This is a genomic window from Methylobacterium crusticola (genome assembly GCF_003574465.1).
Lineage (GTDB): Bacteria > Pseudomonadota > Alphaproteobacteria > Rhizobiales > Beijerinckiaceae > Methylobacterium > Methylobacterium crusticola.
The window spans coordinates 26441-40960 of the sequence record NZ_QOWC01000020.1 but is presented as its reverse complement, the minus strand read 5'-3'; the positions used below and the strand labels follow the sequence as shown (position 1 = coordinate 40960).

Below are 14520 nucleotides of genomic sequence, written 5' to 3'. Positions count from 1 at the left end.
TCAGGACTTCCCGCCGCCGGGCTGGCGCGTGGCGCCGGGCGCCTTGAACCGGGTCGTGTCCTCGCCCTCCGCGTCCATGGCGCAGCCCCATCGCAGCGGCTCGTCCTGCACGTAGCGCTTGCCGAGCCGCCAGGCGAGCTCGGCCTTGGCCAGCTCGCCGCCGAGGTAGAAGGCGTGCGCCCCGTCCCCGGCGACGTCGAGGTCGGCGAAGAACGCCATCGCGTCGGTGCCGACCGCGTGGACGGCGCGGTTGTAGACGTGGACGCCGTCCTGCGCCACCGCCACGCGGTAGTTCGGGTCGCGCACCGCGGCCGCGAGGGCCGCGATCTCCTCGGGCGTCTGCACGTAGGGGCGCTTGTCGTGGAGGGCGAGGAGGGCGCGGCCGTAGCCCTTGGGCAGCGCCGCGTCGGCCCGGGCGGCGTACATCACCCGGCGCGCCGCGTCGTGCTCCTCCACGGTGCGGCGGGTGTGGGCCGAGACCTGCACGATCAGCACGTTGCCGACGGCGAGCTCCGAGCAGATGCCGAGCAGCATCGCGGTGACGCCGAGGCTGTCGGCCTCGGTGAGCTCGGTCAGGTTGCCGGTGCCCATCATCATGGCGATGTCGGGGTGGCGGCGGCGGGTCTCGTGGTAGCGCACCAGGGAGGCCGAGAAGCCGAAATGGATCGGCTCCAGGATCGGGTCGGCCAGGAAGGGCAGGCCCGCCCGCTGCATCCGGTCGATCGCCCGGTCGAGGGAGGCGAGGTCGTCGGGCCGCACCGGCACCAGCACCGGCACCGCCCCGGTCTCGAAGGCGAGGTCGAGGGTGTCCTCGTTGAGGCTGAGGAGGAAGTCGGCCCCGGCCCCGGCGCCCGCCCGCAACTCGTCGGCCGAGAACGAGTCGACGCTCACGGCGAGCCCCTCGGCCTTCAGGAGCCGCACGCTGTCGGCGAGGTGCGGGAAGGGCGTGTCCGGCAGCCCGCCGAGGTCGATCACGTCGGCGCCGCGCCGGGCGAGGTCGCGGGCGCGGGCCAGGATCGCGTCCGGCGCGAGGCGCGGCGCATCGACGATCTCGGCGAAGATGCGGACGTCGTGCCGCGTGAGGTCGACGGGCCGGCCGGCGAGGCCGAGATAGGCCGGCAGGTCGACGATCTCGTCCGGCCCGCGCTCGACCGGGAGCCCGAAATGCGCCGCGAGGACCGAAAGGTCGGCCCGGCAGCGCCCCGGCAGGATGATCCGGGTGGCCCCCGCCGGCACGGCGACGCGGCGGCGGATGATCTCCTCCGTCATCAGCGCCGCCACCTTCACGCCCGCATCCGCGATGCTCCAGGCGAAGCGCTCGGGCGGCAGGCCCGCGGCGATCGATTCGAGCCGCCCCCTGGCGAGGCGCCCGGTGACGAAGACGAGGTGCTCGCGGGGCGGGCCGGCGCTCACGCGGCGCGCCCCCGGCCGGGGGCGGCCGGGCCCCGGCACACCCGCTCGGCGCCGGGGCCCCGGACCAGGATCGTGCCCCCGAACCGCGCCGCGAGGGCCGGGAAGGCCGCGTCGACCAGCCCGCAGGCCGCGAGCTCCGCCGGCCCCGCCCCGGCCGGCGCGTCGGCGGATTTCAGGATCAGGCAGCGGGCGGCCCCGAGCTCCGCCGCCAGCCAGAGCGCGAGGCTGTCCGAGGTGACGTCCCAGGTCTCGGGGAGGCCGGGCCGGCCGTCCTTGAGCCCGCCGGGGTCCCAGACCGGCACCGCGCCGCGCCGGAGCGCCGCCGCGGGGTCGGCCGCGACCACGAGCCGCGGCTCGAGGGCCGCCAGGATCCGGGCCATGCCCGCCATGGCGTCGAGGGCGAGGCGGTGGGCGAGGGCGTCGGGGAAGCCGAGGGCCGCCTGGGCGGCCCGCACGGCGTCGGCGAGCCCGCCGCCGCCCGGAACCAGCACGGCCGGGCCCTCGGCGCCCTCGGCGAGGGCCCGCAGGAGCGCCCGCAGCCGCGGGCCGTCCGCGGCCAGGCTGCCGCCGACCTTCACCACGCTGAGGGCGCGGCCGGGCGGCGTCCACGGGCCCGCGCCGGCCGCGGGCTCCCGCCGCACGTCCGCCGGGCACGTCTCGAGGGCCTGCCGAGATCCGGGCGTCATCCCGTCTCCCTACGCCGCCGCCGGGTGCCGCGCCGCCGCGGCGAGGCGTCGCGCGGCCTCGGCGATCCGGTCGGGATCGAGGCCGGCCCGGCGGTCGCGGCCCGCGCAGAGCCCGCCCCGGAACCCGAGATAGCCTGGGGCGAGCGGGGCGAGGACCGGGATGTCGTCGAGCGCCAGGGAGCCGGCGAGGCCCGACAGGAGCCCGGCCGCCCGGCAGGCCGCCGTGAAGGCGGCGAGGTGGGCGGGGCCGAGGTGGTCGGTGAGGCGGCGCCCGTCCTTGCTGCGGGTGTCGATCATGGCGCCGGCAAAGCCCGCCGCGGCGAGCGCCGGCACGCGGGCGGCCCCGGGCGCGTCCTCGGCGAACAGGACCGCGATCACGGGCGGGCCGGCGGGCCGGCGCAGGCCGGCGAGGTCGAGGTCCGGCGGCACGGCGACCTTCAGGTAGCCGGCGCCGCTGTCCGCGAGGGCGGCGAGCAGGGCCTCCGCCTCGGCGGCGTCCCGCGGCTCGCCCGCGACCGCGCTGGTCTGCGCCCCCCGGGCGGCCGCCACGATGGCCCGCACGGCGGCGGGCGGCAGGGCGCCGAGCGCCCCGCGGCCGGGATCCTTGGCGTCGACGAGGTCGGCGCCGGCGGCTGCGGCCCGGGCCGCCTCCCCGGCGTCCCGCACGCTGACGAGGAGGCGCACCCGCGGCGGGCGCGCGGGGCCGGGAGGGACGGGATCGGGCACGCTCAGGACCGGCTCGGCAGCGGCTCCGCGAGCAGGCGGTTCTTCACCAGCCAGCGCACGCCGTGGAGCCAGGTGTCGTCGGTGTCGCCCCGGATCACCACCTGGCCGCCGCGCAGCACCTTGCCGCTGTCGGCCTCCGTGATCGTGATGGTGAGGTTGAGGAGCTGGTTGGCGTTGCGCTGGACGTAGCCGTAGACCGCCAGGGCCGCGCCCGCCGTCAGGGCGATCCGCTCGGCGCAGCCCTCGCACTTGTAGAGCGGCGCGTCCCGGCGGATCGCCGCCGCCTGGGACCCGAGGTCGACGGGGGCGAGCGTCCCGGCGGCCGCCACCTCCCGCTCGAGGGTCGCGGTGGCGAGGGCGAGGCGGCGCGCGTCCTCGGGCCGCAGCGGGCGCAGGCCGACCGCGCCGGGCTCGGCGAGCTCGATGCCGAACACGGCCGCCCTCCGGGACGGCGCGGCCTCGGGCGCGGCCAGGGCCGCCGCCGCGGACAGCAGGAGGGCGAGGACGGACAGGGCGCGGGCGACCAGCATCACCCGGGACCCTTGCATGGCGGGGCGCCCCGGCGCAACGCGGGAGTGCCGGCCCGGCCTCTCGGACTTTCGGGGGAGGCGGGGAGGCCGGCCTCTTAGACTTCGCTTATGGATAAGGCGTTGAGGGCTTGAGAGAAATCCTGATAGCGTGGCGCCGCATGCCCGACCTTCGCCGCGTCATCTCCCCCCGCGCCGCCCTGGCGCTCGCCGCGCTGCTCGGGGCGGCGTCGGGAGCGGCGGCCCCGGCGCAGACCGCCGCGCCGCCCCCGGGCGAGGCGGCGCCGGCGGCCGCACCGGGCGCCGTGGCCGGGCCTAGCGCCGCGGCCGCACCGGGCGAGATCCGCGTCGGCCTGATCTACCGCCCGGCCCCGGCGCCGTCCTCCTACGACGCCCAGGCGGTGCCCGAGGACGAGGGGCTGGCGGGGGCGCGGCTCGCGATCCAGGACAACACGACCACCGGGCGCTTCGTGCGCCAGGCCTACGCCCTCGACGCGGCGGCGCTCGGCACGGCCCGCCCGGGCGAGACGCCGGAGGGCGAGGTGCGGGATCCCGTCGCGGCCGCGCGCGCCATGGCGGCGCGGGGCCTGCGCTTCATCGTGCTGGCGCTGCCCGCCGACGAGGTGCTGGCGGTCGCCGACGCCCTGAAGGGCGAGGGCGTCGTCCTCTTCAACGCCGCCGCCCCCGACGACCGCCTGCGCGGGGCGGATTGCCGGGCGAACCTGTTCCACGTCGCCCCGAGCCGGGCGATGCAGACCGACGCCCTGGCGCAGTTCCTCGCCTTCATGCGCTGGCGCAAGCTGTTCCTGATCGTCGGGCCGCAGGACGCCGACAAGCTCTGGGCCGAGGCGCTGCGGCGCTCGGCGCGCAAGTTCGGGCTCCAGCTCGCCGCGGAGAAGCCCTGGACCTTCGGGCCCCTCGCGAAGGCCCGGGGCGACACCCCGACCCGGTCCGAGGCGCTCGTCTTCACCCGCGGGCTCGACTACGACGTCGCGGTGGTGGCCGACGAGGCGGGCGATTTCGGCGACTACGTGCCGTTCCACACCGTCGATCCAAGGCCCGTCGCCGGCACGCAGGGACTCACCCCGGCCACCTGGCACCCGACCCTGGAGGTCTGGGGCGCCGCGCAGGCCCAGAACCGGTTCCGGCGCCTCGCCGGGCGGCTGATGCGCCCCCTCGACTACCAGGTCTGGGCCGCCGTGCGGGCGGTGGGCGAGGCGGCGTTCCAGAAGAGGACCACGGACCCGGCCGCCATCCGGGCGATCCTGGCCGATCCGGCCTTCACCCTGCCGGGCTACAAGGGTGTGCCCCTGAGCTTCCGGCCCTGGGACCGCCAGCTTCGCCAGCCGATGCTGCTGGTGCAGCCCCAGGCCCTGGTGGCGGTGGCGCCCGAGCAGGGCTACCTGCACCAGCGCACGCCGCTCGACACGCTCGGGATCGACCTCCCGGAGACGCAGTGCCGGCTCCCGCCGCCGTGAGGGCGGCCGGCCGCCCCGGCCGGAGGTCGCCGCGGGGCGGGGGCGGCGCCAGATAGACGCGGACGAAGCGACGACCAGGGAGGGGAACGGATGAGCCGATACCGGTGGAGAGGCGCGCGCCCGGCGCGGCGCGGCGGAGCCCTGGCCGGCCTGGCCCTCGGCCTCCTGGCGGCGGGGCCGGCCGGCGCCGTCACGGTCTACGTCAGCAACGAGAAGGGCAACTCCGTCAGCGTCATCGACGCCGCGACCATGCAGGTGACGGCCACCTGGCCGGTCGGGCGGCGGCCCCGGGGCATCACGGTCGGGCGGGACGGCACGCTGCTCTACGTCTGCGCGAGCGACGACGACCGCATCGACGTCATCGACACGGCCACCGGCAAGATCGTGCGCTCCCTGCGCTCCGGGCCCGACCCGGAGCAGTTCATCGCGCACCCGTCCGGCAACCCGCTCTACATCGCCAACGAGGACGACAGCCAGGTCACCGTGCTCGACATCGAGAAGAACAAGGTGGTGGCCGAGGTGCCGGTCGGGGTCGAGCCGGAGGGCATGGGCCTGAGCCCGGACGGGACCGTCCTGGTCAACACCTCCGAGACCACCAACATGGCCCACTTCATCGACACGAAGACCTTCCAGGTGATCGACAACGTGCTGGTCGACGCCCGGCCGCGCTTCGCCGAGTTCAGCCAGGACGGCAAGTGGCTCTGGGTCTCGGCCGAGGTGGGCGGCACCGTGTCGGTGATCGACGTCGCCAGCCGCAAGGTGGTGCGCAAGATCACCTTCAAGATCCCGGGCGTCACCGACGAGCAGATCCAGCCGGTCGGCGTGCGCCTGACCCGGGACGGCGCCCGCGCCTTCGTGGCGCTGGGCCCGGCCAACCGGGTCGCCGTCGTCGATGCCCGGACCTACGCGGTGGAGAAGTACCTGCCGGTCGGCCAGCGGGTCTGGCAGCTCGCCTTCACGCCGGACCAGAAGCAGCTCTTCACCACCAACGGCGGCTCGAACGACGTCTCGGTCATCGACGTCGAGGCGCTGAAGGTGCTCAAGAGCATCCCGGTCGGCCTCCTGCCCTGGGGCGTCGCCGTCTCGCCCCGGTGAGCCCGCCCCTCACGCCCCGCCCCCCGAACGGAACGTTTCACGATGCGCCCGCCCTCCCGCCCCGCCGCCGCTCTCCTCCTCGCGGCCTCCCTCGCGGCGGTCCTTCCCGCCGCCCCGGCCGGCGCCGGCGACCTGACCCGGGGCCGCACCGACCTGCCCGAGCTCGTGCTCGGCGCCGAGGACAACGACTACGCGGTCCCGGTCCGGGACATCGAGATGGAGGCCGGCAAGGCCTACCGGCTGCGCATCACCGCCAAGGGGCAGAAGGAGTACAAGCTCTTCGCCGGCGAGTTCTTCCGCGGCGTGTGGATGAACCAGATCGTGATCAACCACCTCGAGGTGCACATGGCCGGGCCCCCTCACCACCTGGAATTCGACGACCAGGGCACGATCGCGGTCGAGTTCGTGACGGTCCGGGCCGGCGAGTTCCCGTGGTCGGTCCAGGGCCTGGAGGGCCGCGGCATGACGGGCCGGTTCATCGTGAAATAGTCCACGTTCCAAAGGGCGCCGTCCCGACCTACATCAGCCCCGAGCCTCAGGAACCCCGCCTCAGGAACCCCACCGACGATGCGCCCGCAGCCCCGCGCCCTGGCCGGCCTCCTCCTCCTCGCGGCGAGCCCCGCCCGCGCCGACGACGCGTCCGCCTGCCGGGAGGGCATCGCGATGATCCGGGAGGAGCTCGGCAAGGGGCCGGCCGAGCCGCTCCAGCGCGGCCTGAGGAGGTCCCTGCGGGTCGCCGAGCGCGAGCAGGGGGAGGGCGAGTTCGACGAGTGCCTGGACGCCGTCCGGGCGGCCCGCAAGGCGCTGGGCCGATGAGCCCGGGCGCGAGCGGCGGCGCGGGCGCGGGCGGGGCGGGCGCGCCGGCCCTCGCCGTCGAGGGGGTCAGCCACCGCTTCGGGGCCCGCGCGGCCCTCGACGACGTCTCCCTCGCGGTGCCGCAGGGCCAGTTCGTGGCCCTGCTCGGGCCGAACGGGGCCGGCAAGACCACGCTGTTCGCGGTGGTGACCCGCCTCTATGCCAGCCAGGCGGGCCGCGTGGCCCTGTTCGGCCACGACCTCGACCGCGAGCCGTCCCGGGCGCTCGCCCGCCTCGGCGTGGTGTTCCAGGCCCGCACCCTCGACACCGACCTGACGGTGCGCCAGAACCTCCTGTACCACGCGGCCCTGCACGGCATCGCCCGCAAGGCCGCCGAGGCGCGGATCGCGGCCCTGCTCGACCGGGTCGGCCTCATGGACCGCCGCGACGACAAGATCCGCACCCTCTCGGGCGGGCAGTCGCGCCGCATCGAGATCGCCCGGGCGCTGATCCACGGGCCGGACCTGCTGCTCCTCGACGAGCCGACGGTGGGCCTCGACCTCGATTCCCGCTCCGACATCGTCGCGATCGTGCGCGCTCTGGTGCGGGAGGAGGGGCTGTCGGTGCTGTGGGCGACCCACATCTTCGACGAGATCCAGCCCCAGGACCGCATCGTGGTGCTGCACGGGGGCCGGATCGTCGCCCGCGGCCTCGCCGGGGCGCTGAGCGAGCCGTCGGGCTCGCTCGAGACCGCGTTCCGGCAGATGACGGCCTCCGGCCCGAGGCGGGTCGCGTGAGCGGCGCCGCCTCACCGCTGCCGCCCCGGGCCGCCCCGGCGGGTGCCGTGCGGGGCCGGCTCGACGCGCGGGGCTACGGGATCTGCCTCGCCGGCATCGTGCGCCGGGAGCTCCTGCGCTTCTTCAACCAGAAGGAGCGATTCTTCTCCGCCCTGGTGCGGCCGCTGGTCTGGCTGTTCATCTTCGCGGCGGGGTTCCGCAACACCCTCGGGCTGTCGATCACGCCGCCCTACGAGACCTACGTGCTCTACGAGGTCTACGTGGTGCCGGGCCTCGCCGTGATGATCCAGCTCTTCAACGGCATGCAATCCTCGCTCTCGATGGTCTACGACCGCGAGGTCGGCTCGATGCGGGTGCTGCTCACCAGCCCCTATCCGCGCTGGAGCCTGCTCCTCGCCAAGCTCGTCGCGGGCGTCGCGGTCTCGCTGATCCAGGCCTACGTCTTCCTCGCCGTGGCGGCGTTCTTCGAGACCGACATCCCGTGGCTCGGCTACCTCGCGGCCCTGCCGGCCTTCCTCGCCGCGGGGCTGATGCTCGGCGCCATCGGGCTGTTCCTGTCCTCCCTGGTGCGCCAGCTCGAGAACTTCGCCAGCGTGATGAACTTCGTGATCTTCCCGATGTTCTTCGCCTCCTCGGCGCTCTACCCGCTCTGGCGCATCAACGAATCGAGCGCGACGCTCTACTGGATCTGCCAGGCGAACCCGTTCACCCACGCGGTCGAGCTCGTGCGCTTCGCGCTCTACGGGGCCTTCAACCCGCTCGCCTGCGCGGTGGTGGTTGGCACCGGGCTCCTGTTCTTCATCCTGGCCGTCGCGGCCTACGACCCCGGCCGGGGCCTGCTCGCGCGCCGCGGCGGCCCGGCCGGGGAGGCCGGCTGAGGCGGCGCGACCCCGGCCCGCCGAGGCCGGCCCGGCCGGGCCGCCTCAGCCGGGCCGGCCCGACCCTGACACGAGACGCACGATGACCCGCACCCTCCTCGTCACGGCCCTCCTCGCCACCACCTGCCTGGCGGCCCCGCCGGCGCGGTCCCAGCCCAGGCCCGAGGCCGACTGGCCCTGCGCCCAGCGCAAGGTCTCGACCCTCGGCCCCGGCGCGGTCTGGACCGGGCCGGACCCGACGCAGGCCCTCGCCGCCTGGGGCGAGGACACCGACGCCGCCCTGCTCGCCCAGAAGATCGCCTCCCGGCGGCTGCCGCTCGAGGAGGCGGACGCGCTCCTCGACGCCTTCGCGCAGAAGGCCGGTCCCGACAGGGCCGCGCGCCTGACCCGGGTCTTCGCCGGCGTGTTCGAGGTGCTCAACGGCGAGCGCGACAAGGTCGTGGCCGGCATCGGCCGCTACGCCCGGGGCCAGCGGATCATGGCCGAGCGGATCCGGGACGAGGCCGGCCGGATCAGCGAGGTCAAGACCTCCCCGGACGTGCCGGACACCAGGGAGCTGGCCGAGCTCGAGACCAAGTTCAGCTGGGACAAGCGCATCTTCCAGGAGCGCAGCCAGTCCCTCACCTACGTCTGCGAGGTCCCGGGCCTGCTGGAGCAGCGCCTGGGCGCCCTCGCCCGCAAGATCCAGGATCGGCTCTAGGGGCGGCGGGGCTCCCCGGGCGGGCGCGGGCGGGCGCGCCGCGGCCGGGCCCCGCCGGCGGGGCGGCCGTCAGCCGCCGCTCCCGGCCTCGTCCTGGCAGCGGATCAGGCGGGTGCGGCCGGGGACGCCCTCCGGCAGGGCGAGGCGGAAGGCGCCGGTCTCCGGGTCGCGCACCCTCAGCTCGCCCGTGGCGATGCCGAAATGGGCGCCGTGGAGCTGGAGCCGGCCGCGCTCGACCAGGATCTGCACGCACGGGAACGTCATCAGGTTGCGCAGGCTGTTGGCCACCGTGGCGTACTCGAGCCGCTCGAGGTAGTCGGGCCCGCGCTCGGTCCCGAGCGTCTCGGCCGCCGGGCGGATCAGCGAGACCCAGCGGCCGATGAAGTCGCCCGACGAGAGCGGCGCCGCGTCGTCCGCGAAGGCCCGCACGCCGCCGCAGCGGGCGTGGCCCAGCACCACGATGTGCTTCACCTTCAGCGCCTGCACGGCGTATTCGAGCGCCGCGGAGGTGCCGTGGTACTCGCCGCCGGTCTCGAAGGGCGGCACCAGGTTGGCGACGTTGCGCACCACGAACAGCTCGCCGGGGCGCGCATCGAAGATTACCTCCGGCGAGACCCGGCTGTCGCAGCAGGAAATCACCAGGATCTCGGGGTTCTGCCCCTCCGCCAGCGTGGCGTAGCGCCCCTGCTCGCGCACGAAGCGGTCGTCCAGGAAGGCGCGGTAGCCCTCCGTCAGCATCTGCGGGAACATCGTCCGTCCCTTCGCGAGGTCGTTGTCGGCCGCCTGCAAGAGGCGAGCCGCTCCCGCTTACGCCGCGCCGTCGCCCCACGCCAGCCGGACCTCCGTCACGGCCTCGCCCGCCGCGAGCCGGCGCGCCAGGGCGGCGAGGCCCGCGGGCTCGATCCGCTCGCGGGTCGTGGCGAGCTCGTCGAGGGACCACCAGCGCGTGCCGAGCACGGGGTTGTCCTCGGTCTCGGCGAGCCGCGCGGTGTCGATGCGGTCGTCCGGCAGCCGCACCACGAAGTAGCGCTCGTGGGCGATCCGGGGCCGGCAGAACAGCGTGAACGGGCCGTCGCAGCGCGCCACCAGGGGACCGAGGGGAGCGTCCCGGACGCCGATCTCCTCCTCGAGCTCGCGCCGGCAGGCCTCCTCCGGCGTCTCGCCGGCCTCGATGCCGCCGCCGGGCATGAACCAGAACGCCCGCGCGCCGGGCCGCGCCGGATCGACGTCGCGCACCGCCTCGTAGGCGATCAGCAGGAGGCGGTCCTGCGGGTCGAACACCAGGGCGCGGGCGATCTCGCGGGTCGGAAGGTCGGTCATGGCGGGGTCTCGTCGGGTGAGAGGGTCCAGATCGCGGCCGGCAGGCCGTGGGCGTCGCGCTCCGGCGGGTCGGGATACGGGACGGCGCGTCCCCGGGCGATGGCCCGGGCCACCGCGAGGGCCGCGAGGGCGTCGAGGAGGTCGTCGGACTTGGCGCCGCGGGGGCGCGGCCCCGGCGGCAGGCCCGCCCGGGCGAGGAGGTCCCGGCGCTGGGCGGCGCCTTCCGGGGTGCGCTTGGCGTGGGCAAGGGGCGCCCCGCCGTTGAGGCTCGCGAAGGCGAGCTCCGGATGCACCTCGTACACCCGCGCCACGAGCCCCGGGCGGGCCCGCAGCAGCCGGTCCACCGCGCGGATGCGCGGCACGATGGCGTTGGCGGGCGGCGAGGGCGCGAAGGGCTGCGTGTCCGGCCGGCGCGACAGCGCGATGGCGGCCGCGTAGTCCGCCGCGTACACGACGGCGCGCGCCGAGGTCGGGAACACCGCGTTGCGCCGCGGCCCGAGGAGGGCGCGCACGAGCACCTCGGCGGTGCGGCCCCCGGTCCCGACCCGCTCGGGCAGGCCGATCGGGATGTCGACCGCCACCACGGCGGGCGCCTCCGGGGCGTCGCAGACCGCCGCGAGGTCGGGCACGACCCGGACCCGGATCTCGGGCGCGTCGAGCGCCTGGAGCGCCGCGACCCATCCGCCCGGGCAGCCGTCGACACCCGCCACCCACGCTGCCATGCCGTGCGCCCCTGTCCGGGTTCTCCCTTAAGGGACCGGGGGCGCCCGGGCCAGGGGGCGTGCCGGGTCCGCGGCGCGGCCGGCGGGCGGGCGCGAGGCCGCCACGGACCCGGGCTCCGGGGCCCCTGGCGCCGGCCGCCTCACGCGGCCCGAGCGTAGCGCGCCCCGGCGAGGTCCTGGTGGGCGATCTCCGGGGCCCGGCCGCCGATCAGGTCGGCGAGGAGCCGGCCCGAGCCGCAGGCCATGGTCCAGCCCAGCGTGCCGTGGCCGGTGTTGGTGTAGAGGTTCCGGCAGGCCGTCGCCCCGACGATCGGGGTGCCGTCCGGGGTCATCGGGCGCAGGCCGGTCCAGAACCGGGCGCCCGCCACGTCGCCGCCGTCCGGGAAGAGATCGCCGAGCGAGCGCTCCAGCGTCGCCCGCCGCGGGCCGCGCAGGGCCTGGCTGAAGCCCGCGAGCTCCGCCGTGCCGCCGACCCGGATGCGGTCGCCGAGGCGCGTGATGGCGACCTTGTAGGTCTCGTCCATCACGGTCGAGACCGGGGCGGTGGCCGGGTCGGCGACCGGCAGGGTCAGCGAGTAGCCCTTCACCGGGTAGACCGGCAGGTCGATGCCGAGGGGGCGCAGCAGGGCCGGGGTGTAGCTGCCCATGGCGGCCACGTAGGCGTCGGCGGTCAGGACCTCGCCGTGGCCCGTCACGACGCCGGCGATGCCCGCGCCGTCCCGCCGCAGGCCCGCGACGGTCACGCCGTACCGGAACGCGACGCCCAGGCCCTCGCAGAGCGCCGCCAGGCGCTGCGTGAACAGGTGCGCGTCGCCGGTCTCGTCGCCCGGCAGCCGCAGGCCGCCCACGAAGGTGCCGGAGACCCGCGCCAGGGCCGGCTCGGCGGCGACGCAGCCCGCCGGGTCCAGCACCTCGTAGGCGACGCCGTAGGCGTCGAGCACCCCGGTGTCGTCGCCCACATGGTCGAGCTGCCGGGCCGTCCGGAAGAGCTGGAGCGTGCCCTTCTCGCGGTGGTCGTAGGCGATGCCGGTCTCGGCGCGCAGGTCGCGCAGGGCGTCCCGGCTGTACTCGGCGAGGCGCACCATGCGGCCCTTGTTGCGCCGGTAGGCCTCCTCGGTGCAGTTCGCCAGCATGCGGGCGAGCCAGCCGTAGAGGCGCGGCTCCAGGCGCGGCCACAGCACCAGCGGGCGGTGGCGCATCATCAGCCACTTCATCGCCTTCACGGGGATGCCGGGCGCCGCCCAGGGCGCCGAGTAGCCCGGCGAGACCTGGCCCGCGTTGGCGAAGCTCGTCTCCAGGCCCGCGCCCGGCTGCCGGTCGAGGACCGTGACCGCGTGGCCCGCCCGCGCGAGGTAGTAGGCCGAGGTGACGCCGACGCCGCCGCCGCCGAGGATGAGAACGCGCATCGCGGAGATCCAGTCCTGCCGCGCCAGCCTCCCGGGGCCCGACCCGGCGCGTCGGTCGAGGCGCGCATCCTCGCGCAACGATCGCCGAATGTCCCGCCTCTCCGCCGCAGGTTCTGCGATAGGATGGGCGCGCGCGCACGGATCTGCGGCGACAGGACAGGATCTGCCGATGGCGGTGCGGGACGAGATCGACGGGCGCATCCTGCGGGTCCTGCGCGGGGACGGCCGCATCAGCAACGCGGCCCTCGCGGCCGAAATCGGGCTGTCGCCCTCGGCCTGCCTGCGCCGCCTGCGCCTGCTCGAGGCAAGCGGCGTGATCCGCGGCTACACCGCCCTCGTCGACGACGCCGGCGCGGACGGCCGCCTCGTCGTGCTGACGCAGATCACCCTCGACCGGCAGACGGAGGAGTTCCTGAACCGCTTCGAGGCGGCGGTGCGCCGCTGCCCGGAGGTGCGCGACTGCTACCTGATGACGGGCCTCTCGGACTACCTGATGCGGATCGAGGTCAGGGACGCGGGCGATTACGAGCGCCTGCACAAGGAGGTGCTGTCGCGCCTGCCGGGCGTGGCGCGCATCCAGTCGAGCTTCGCGATCAGGACGGTGGTGGGCCCGGGATGAGGCCTGCGCGCGGGGGCCTCACAGGCCGCCGTCGCTGAGGCGGTACCAGGCGACCAGCGCGGAGGCGTAGAGCCGGTGCAGCCCGTGCAGGGGCAGCGGCCGGATCGGGCTGAGCGGCAGGGGCAGCGCGTCCGCGTCGCCCCGCGCCACGTAGGCGGCGATGGCCCGCCCCAGGCTCGATTGCAGGCCGACGCCCCGGCCCTGGCAGCCGATGTCGACGATCAGGCCCGGCTCCGGCTCGTGCAGGTGGGGCAGGTAGTCCCGGGTGATCGCGACCCGGCCGCACCAGCGGTGATCGAAGCCGATGCCCGCGAGGCGCGGGAACATCCGGCCGACGATGCGCTCCAGGTGGGCCCAGTCGCCGGGCCCGCGCGGCTCCCGGAAGGGGCCGCGCCCGCCCATCAGCAGCCGCCCGGTGTGGTCGAGGCGGAAGTAGAGCAGCAGCTTGCGGGTGTCGGAGGAGACCTGTCCCTCGGGCAGGATCGAGCCGCGCAGGTTGTCGGAGAGCGGCGTCGTCGCGACCTGGAAGGAGTTGGCCGCGACGACGGTCCGGCGCAGGCCCGGCCACAGGTCGCCCGTGTAGCCGTTGGTGCAGAGCACCACCCGCTCGGTGGCGAGGCTCGGGCCGGCGGTGCGCACCGTCCAGGTCGCGCCCTGCCGCGACAGCCCGGTCACGGGCGTCCCGGTGTGGATCCGGGCGCCGGCCGCCAGGGCCGCCCGGGCGAGGCCGCGGGCGTAGGCGAGGGGCTGGATCGCCCCGCCGCGCGCGTCGAGCCAGCCCCCGAGGTAGCGCCCGGTGCCGAGCAGCCGGTCGGTCTCCGGCTTGTCGAGCAGGCGCACGGGGGCGCCGCGGCGGGCCCATTGCGCGGCGCGGCGCTCGGCCCGGCGCAGGCCGTCCGGGGTGTGGGCGCCCTGGATCCAGCCGGTGCGGACGTGCGGCACCGCCATCCGGTGCCGGGCGATCAGGTCGAAGACCGTGTCGGCGCAGCCGCCCGCGAAGGCGGCGAGGCGCTCGCCCCGCTCCGGCCCGAGCCGCGCGACGAGCTCGTCCGGGTCGTGCTTCAGCCCCGGGATCACCTGCCCGCCGTTGCGGCCCGAGCCGCCGAACCCGATCTCGCGGGCCTCCAGGAGCACCGGCCTCAGGCCCGCCTCGGCGAGGTGGAGCGCCGTCGAGAGCCCGCAGAAGCCGCCGCCGATCACCACCGCGTCGGCGCGCCCCGAGGCGCCGAGGGGCTCGGTCGGGGGGGCGGGCGGGGCCGTCGTGGCCCACAGGGAGGGGCCGAGCGGGAACGGTTCGGTCATGGGGCGGCCCCGGGCGCGCCCGCGTTGCGGCGCGGCGCGGGGGGGATGGGCGGACC

17 protein-coding genes are annotated in these 14520 nt (G+C 76.1%); 8 read left to right on the top strand and 9 right to left on the bottom strand.

Features of this window, described 5'->3' with window-relative positions; all coding sequences use genetic code 11:
• Genes DT057_RS12790 through DT057_RS12775 form a run of 4 tightly spaced genes read right to left on the bottom strand, consistent with a single transcriptional unit; the run spans nt 1 to nt 3355 of the window.
• The gene (locus DT057_RS12790; protein ID WP_128562488.1) at nt 1-1413 is read right to left on the bottom strand and encodes a DUF6513 domain-containing protein; all 1413 of its coding nucleotides are present in this window, start codon (nt 1411-1413) and stop codon (nt 1-3) included.
• Nucleotides 1410-2099: an amino acid kinase family protein gene (locus DT057_RS12785; RefSeq protein WP_238313458.1), complete on the bottom strand. Its 690-nt coding sequence runs from the start codon at nt 2097-2099 to the stop codon at nt 1410-1412. Before DT057_RS12785 ends, DT057_RS12790 begins: the two co-directional genes overlap by 4 nt.
• A 9-nt stretch (nt 2100-2108) precedes the next feature.
• Nucleotides 2109-2825 carry a (5-formylfuran-3-yl)methyl phosphate synthase gene (locus DT057_RS12780; protein WP_128562487.1) on the bottom strand — a complete coding sequence of 239 codons (717 nt, stop codon included), beginning with the start codon at nt 2823-2825 and terminating at the stop codon, nt 2109-2111.
• 2 nt (nt 2826-2827) lie between these two features.
• Nucleotides 2828-3355 carry a DUF3280 domain-containing protein gene (locus DT057_RS12775; RefSeq protein ID WP_128562507.1) on the bottom strand — a complete coding sequence of 176 codons (528 nt, stop codon included), beginning with the start codon at nt 3353-3355 and terminating at the stop codon, nt 2828-2830.
• A 158-nt stretch (nt 3356-3513) separates the two neighbouring features.
• Here DT057_RS12775 and DT057_RS12770 point away from each other — a divergent pair, with 158 nt between their 5' ends.
• The 7 genes from DT057_RS12770 to DT057_RS12740 all read left to right on the top strand — a co-directional run bounded on the left by DT057_RS12770 (nt 3514) and on the right by DT057_RS12740 (nt 9095).
• Nucleotides 3514-4830, top strand: a complete 1317-nt coding sequence (locus DT057_RS12770) for an ABC transporter substrate-binding protein (RefSeq protein WP_128562486.1) — start codon at nt 3514-3516, stop codon at nt 4828-4830.
• Nucleotides 4831-4920: 90 nt separating this feature from the next.
• Nucleotides 4921-5925 (top strand): YVTN family beta-propeller repeat protein, encoded by a 1005-nt coding sequence (locus DT057_RS12765; RefSeq protein WP_128562485.1) that lies wholly within the window; start codon nt 4921-4923, stop codon nt 5923-5925.
• 42 nt (nt 5926-5967) lie between these two features.
• A complete protein-coding gene (locus tag DT057_RS12760; RefSeq protein ID WP_128562484.1) occupies nt 5968-6414 on the top strand; it encodes a cupredoxin domain-containing protein in 447 nt (148 codons plus the stop codon).
• Nucleotides 6415-6492: 78 nt separating this feature from the next.
• Nucleotides 6493-6741 (top strand): hypothetical protein, encoded by a 249-nt coding sequence (locus DT057_RS12755; RefSeq protein WP_128562483.1) that lies wholly within the window; start codon nt 6493-6495, stop codon nt 6739-6741.
• On the top strand, nt 6738-7517 hold the full coding sequence (locus tag DT057_RS12750; protein WP_128562482.1) for an ABC transporter ATP-binding protein: 780 nt from the start codon (nt 6738-6740) through the stop codon (nt 7515-7517). The genes DT057_RS12755 and DT057_RS12750 overlap by 4 nt, the downstream gene beginning before the upstream one ends.
• The gene (locus tag DT057_RS12745; protein WP_128562481.1) at nt 7514-8395 is read left to right on the top strand and encodes an ABC transporter permease; all 882 of its coding nucleotides are present in this window, start codon (nt 7514-7516) and stop codon (nt 8393-8395) included. The genes DT057_RS12750 and DT057_RS12745 overlap by 4 nt, the downstream gene beginning before the upstream one ends.
• 82 nt (nt 8396-8477) lie before the next feature.
• Nucleotides 8478-9095, top strand: coding sequence for a hypothetical protein (locus tag DT057_RS12740; protein ID WP_128562480.1), 618 nt, complete (start codon nt 8478-8480; stop codon nt 9093-9095).
• 69 nt (nt 9096-9164) lie between these two features.
• Here DT057_RS12740 and DT057_RS12735 read toward each other — a convergent pair whose 3' ends face one another.
• The 4 genes from DT057_RS12735 to DT057_RS12720 all read right to left on the bottom strand — a co-directional run bounded on the left by DT057_RS12735 (nt 9165) and on the right by DT057_RS12720 (nt 12543).
• Entirely contained in the window at nt 9165-9845 is a 681-nt protein-coding gene (locus DT057_RS12735; protein WP_128562506.1) for a carbonic anhydrase, read from the bottom strand.
• Between the two features lie 57 nt (nt 9846-9902).
• Nucleotides 9903-10415 carry an NUDIX hydrolase gene (locus tag DT057_RS12730; protein WP_128562479.1) on the bottom strand — a complete coding sequence of 171 codons (513 nt, stop codon included), beginning with the start codon at nt 10413-10415 and terminating at the stop codon, nt 9903-9905.
• Nucleotides 10412-11137, bottom strand: a complete 726-nt coding sequence (locus DT057_RS12725) for a DUF429 domain-containing protein (protein WP_128562478.1) — start codon at nt 11135-11137, stop codon at nt 10412-10414. The genes DT057_RS12730 and DT057_RS12725 overlap by 4 nt, the downstream gene beginning before the upstream one ends.
• Nucleotides 11138-11277: 140 nt before the next feature.
• On the bottom strand, nt 11278-12543 hold the full coding sequence (locus DT057_RS12720) for a D-amino acid dehydrogenase (RefSeq protein ID WP_128562477.1): 1266 nt from the start codon (nt 12541-12543) through the stop codon (nt 11278-11280).
• 169 nt (nt 12544-12712) lie between these two features.
• On the opposite strand from DT057_RS12720, the gene DT057_RS12715 reads away from it, so the two are divergent.
• A complete protein-coding gene (locus DT057_RS12715) occupies nt 12713-13162 on the top strand; it encodes an Lrp/AsnC family transcriptional regulator (RefSeq protein WP_128562476.1) in 450 nt (149 codons plus the stop codon).
• 18 nt (nt 13163-13180) lie between these two features.
• On the opposite strand, the gene DT057_RS12710 is transcribed toward DT057_RS12715, so the two are convergent.
• Entirely contained in the window at nt 13181-14464 is a 1284-nt protein-coding gene (locus tag DT057_RS12710; protein WP_128562475.1) for an NAD(P)/FAD-dependent oxidoreductase, read from the bottom strand.
• Nucleotides 14465-14520 lie beyond the last annotated feature (56 nt).

Excerpts from the sequence above, each read along its gene's own strand:
- DT057_RS12785 (WP_238313458.1), bottom strand. The coding sequence starts at position 2,099 with ATGACGCCCGGATCTCGGCAGGCCCTCGAGACGTGCCCGGCGGACGTG.
- DT057_RS12775 (WP_128562507.1), bottom strand. The coding sequence starts at position 3,355 with ATGCTGGTCGCCCGCGCCCTGTCCGTCCTCGCCCTCCTGCTGTCCGCG.
- DT057_RS12770 (WP_128562486.1), top strand. The coding sequence starts at position 3,514 with ATGCCCGACCTTCGCCGCGTCATCTCCCCCCGCGCCGCCCTGGCGCTC.
- DT057_RS12765 (WP_128562485.1), top strand. The coding sequence starts at position 4,921 with ATGAGCCGATACCGGTGGAGAGGCGCGCGCCCGGCGCGGCGCGGCGGA.
- DT057_RS12760 (WP_128562484.1), top strand. The coding sequence starts at position 5,968 with ATGCGCCCGCCCTCCCGCCCCGCCGCCGCTCTCCTCCTCGCGGCCTCC.
- DT057_RS12755 (WP_128562483.1), top strand. The coding sequence starts at position 6,493 with ATGCGCCCGCAGCCCCGCGCCCTGGCCGGCCTCCTCCTCCTCGCGGCG.
- DT057_RS12750 (WP_128562482.1), top strand. The coding sequence starts at position 6,738 with ATGAGCCCGGGCGCGAGCGGCGGCGCGGGCGCGGGCGGGGCGGGCGCG.
- DT057_RS12740 (WP_128562480.1), top strand. The coding sequence starts at position 8,478 with ATGACCCGCACCCTCCTCGTCACGGCCCTCCTCGCCACCACCTGCCTG.
- DT057_RS12735 (WP_128562506.1), bottom strand. The coding sequence starts at position 9,845 with ATGTTCCCGCAGATGCTGACGGAGGGCTACCGCGCCTTCCTGGACGAC.
- DT057_RS12730 (WP_128562479.1), bottom strand. The coding sequence starts at position 10,415 with ATGACCGACCTTCCGACCCGCGAGATCGCCCGCGCCCTGGTGTTCGAC.
- DT057_RS12725 (WP_128562478.1), bottom strand. The coding sequence starts at position 11,137 with ATGGCAGCGTGGGTGGCGGGTGTCGACGGCTGCCCGGGCGGATGGGTC.
- DT057_RS12720 (WP_128562477.1), bottom strand. The coding sequence starts at position 12,543 with ATGCGCGTTCTCATCCTCGGCGGCGGCGGCGTCGGCGTCACCTCGGCC.
- DT057_RS12715 (WP_128562476.1), top strand. The coding sequence starts at position 12,713 with ATGGCGGTGCGGGACGAGATCGACGGGCGCATCCTGCGGGTCCTGCGC.
- DT057_RS12710 (WP_128562475.1), bottom strand. The coding sequence starts at position 14,464 with ATGACCGAACCGTTCCCGCTCGGCCCCTCCCTGTGGGCCACGACGGCC.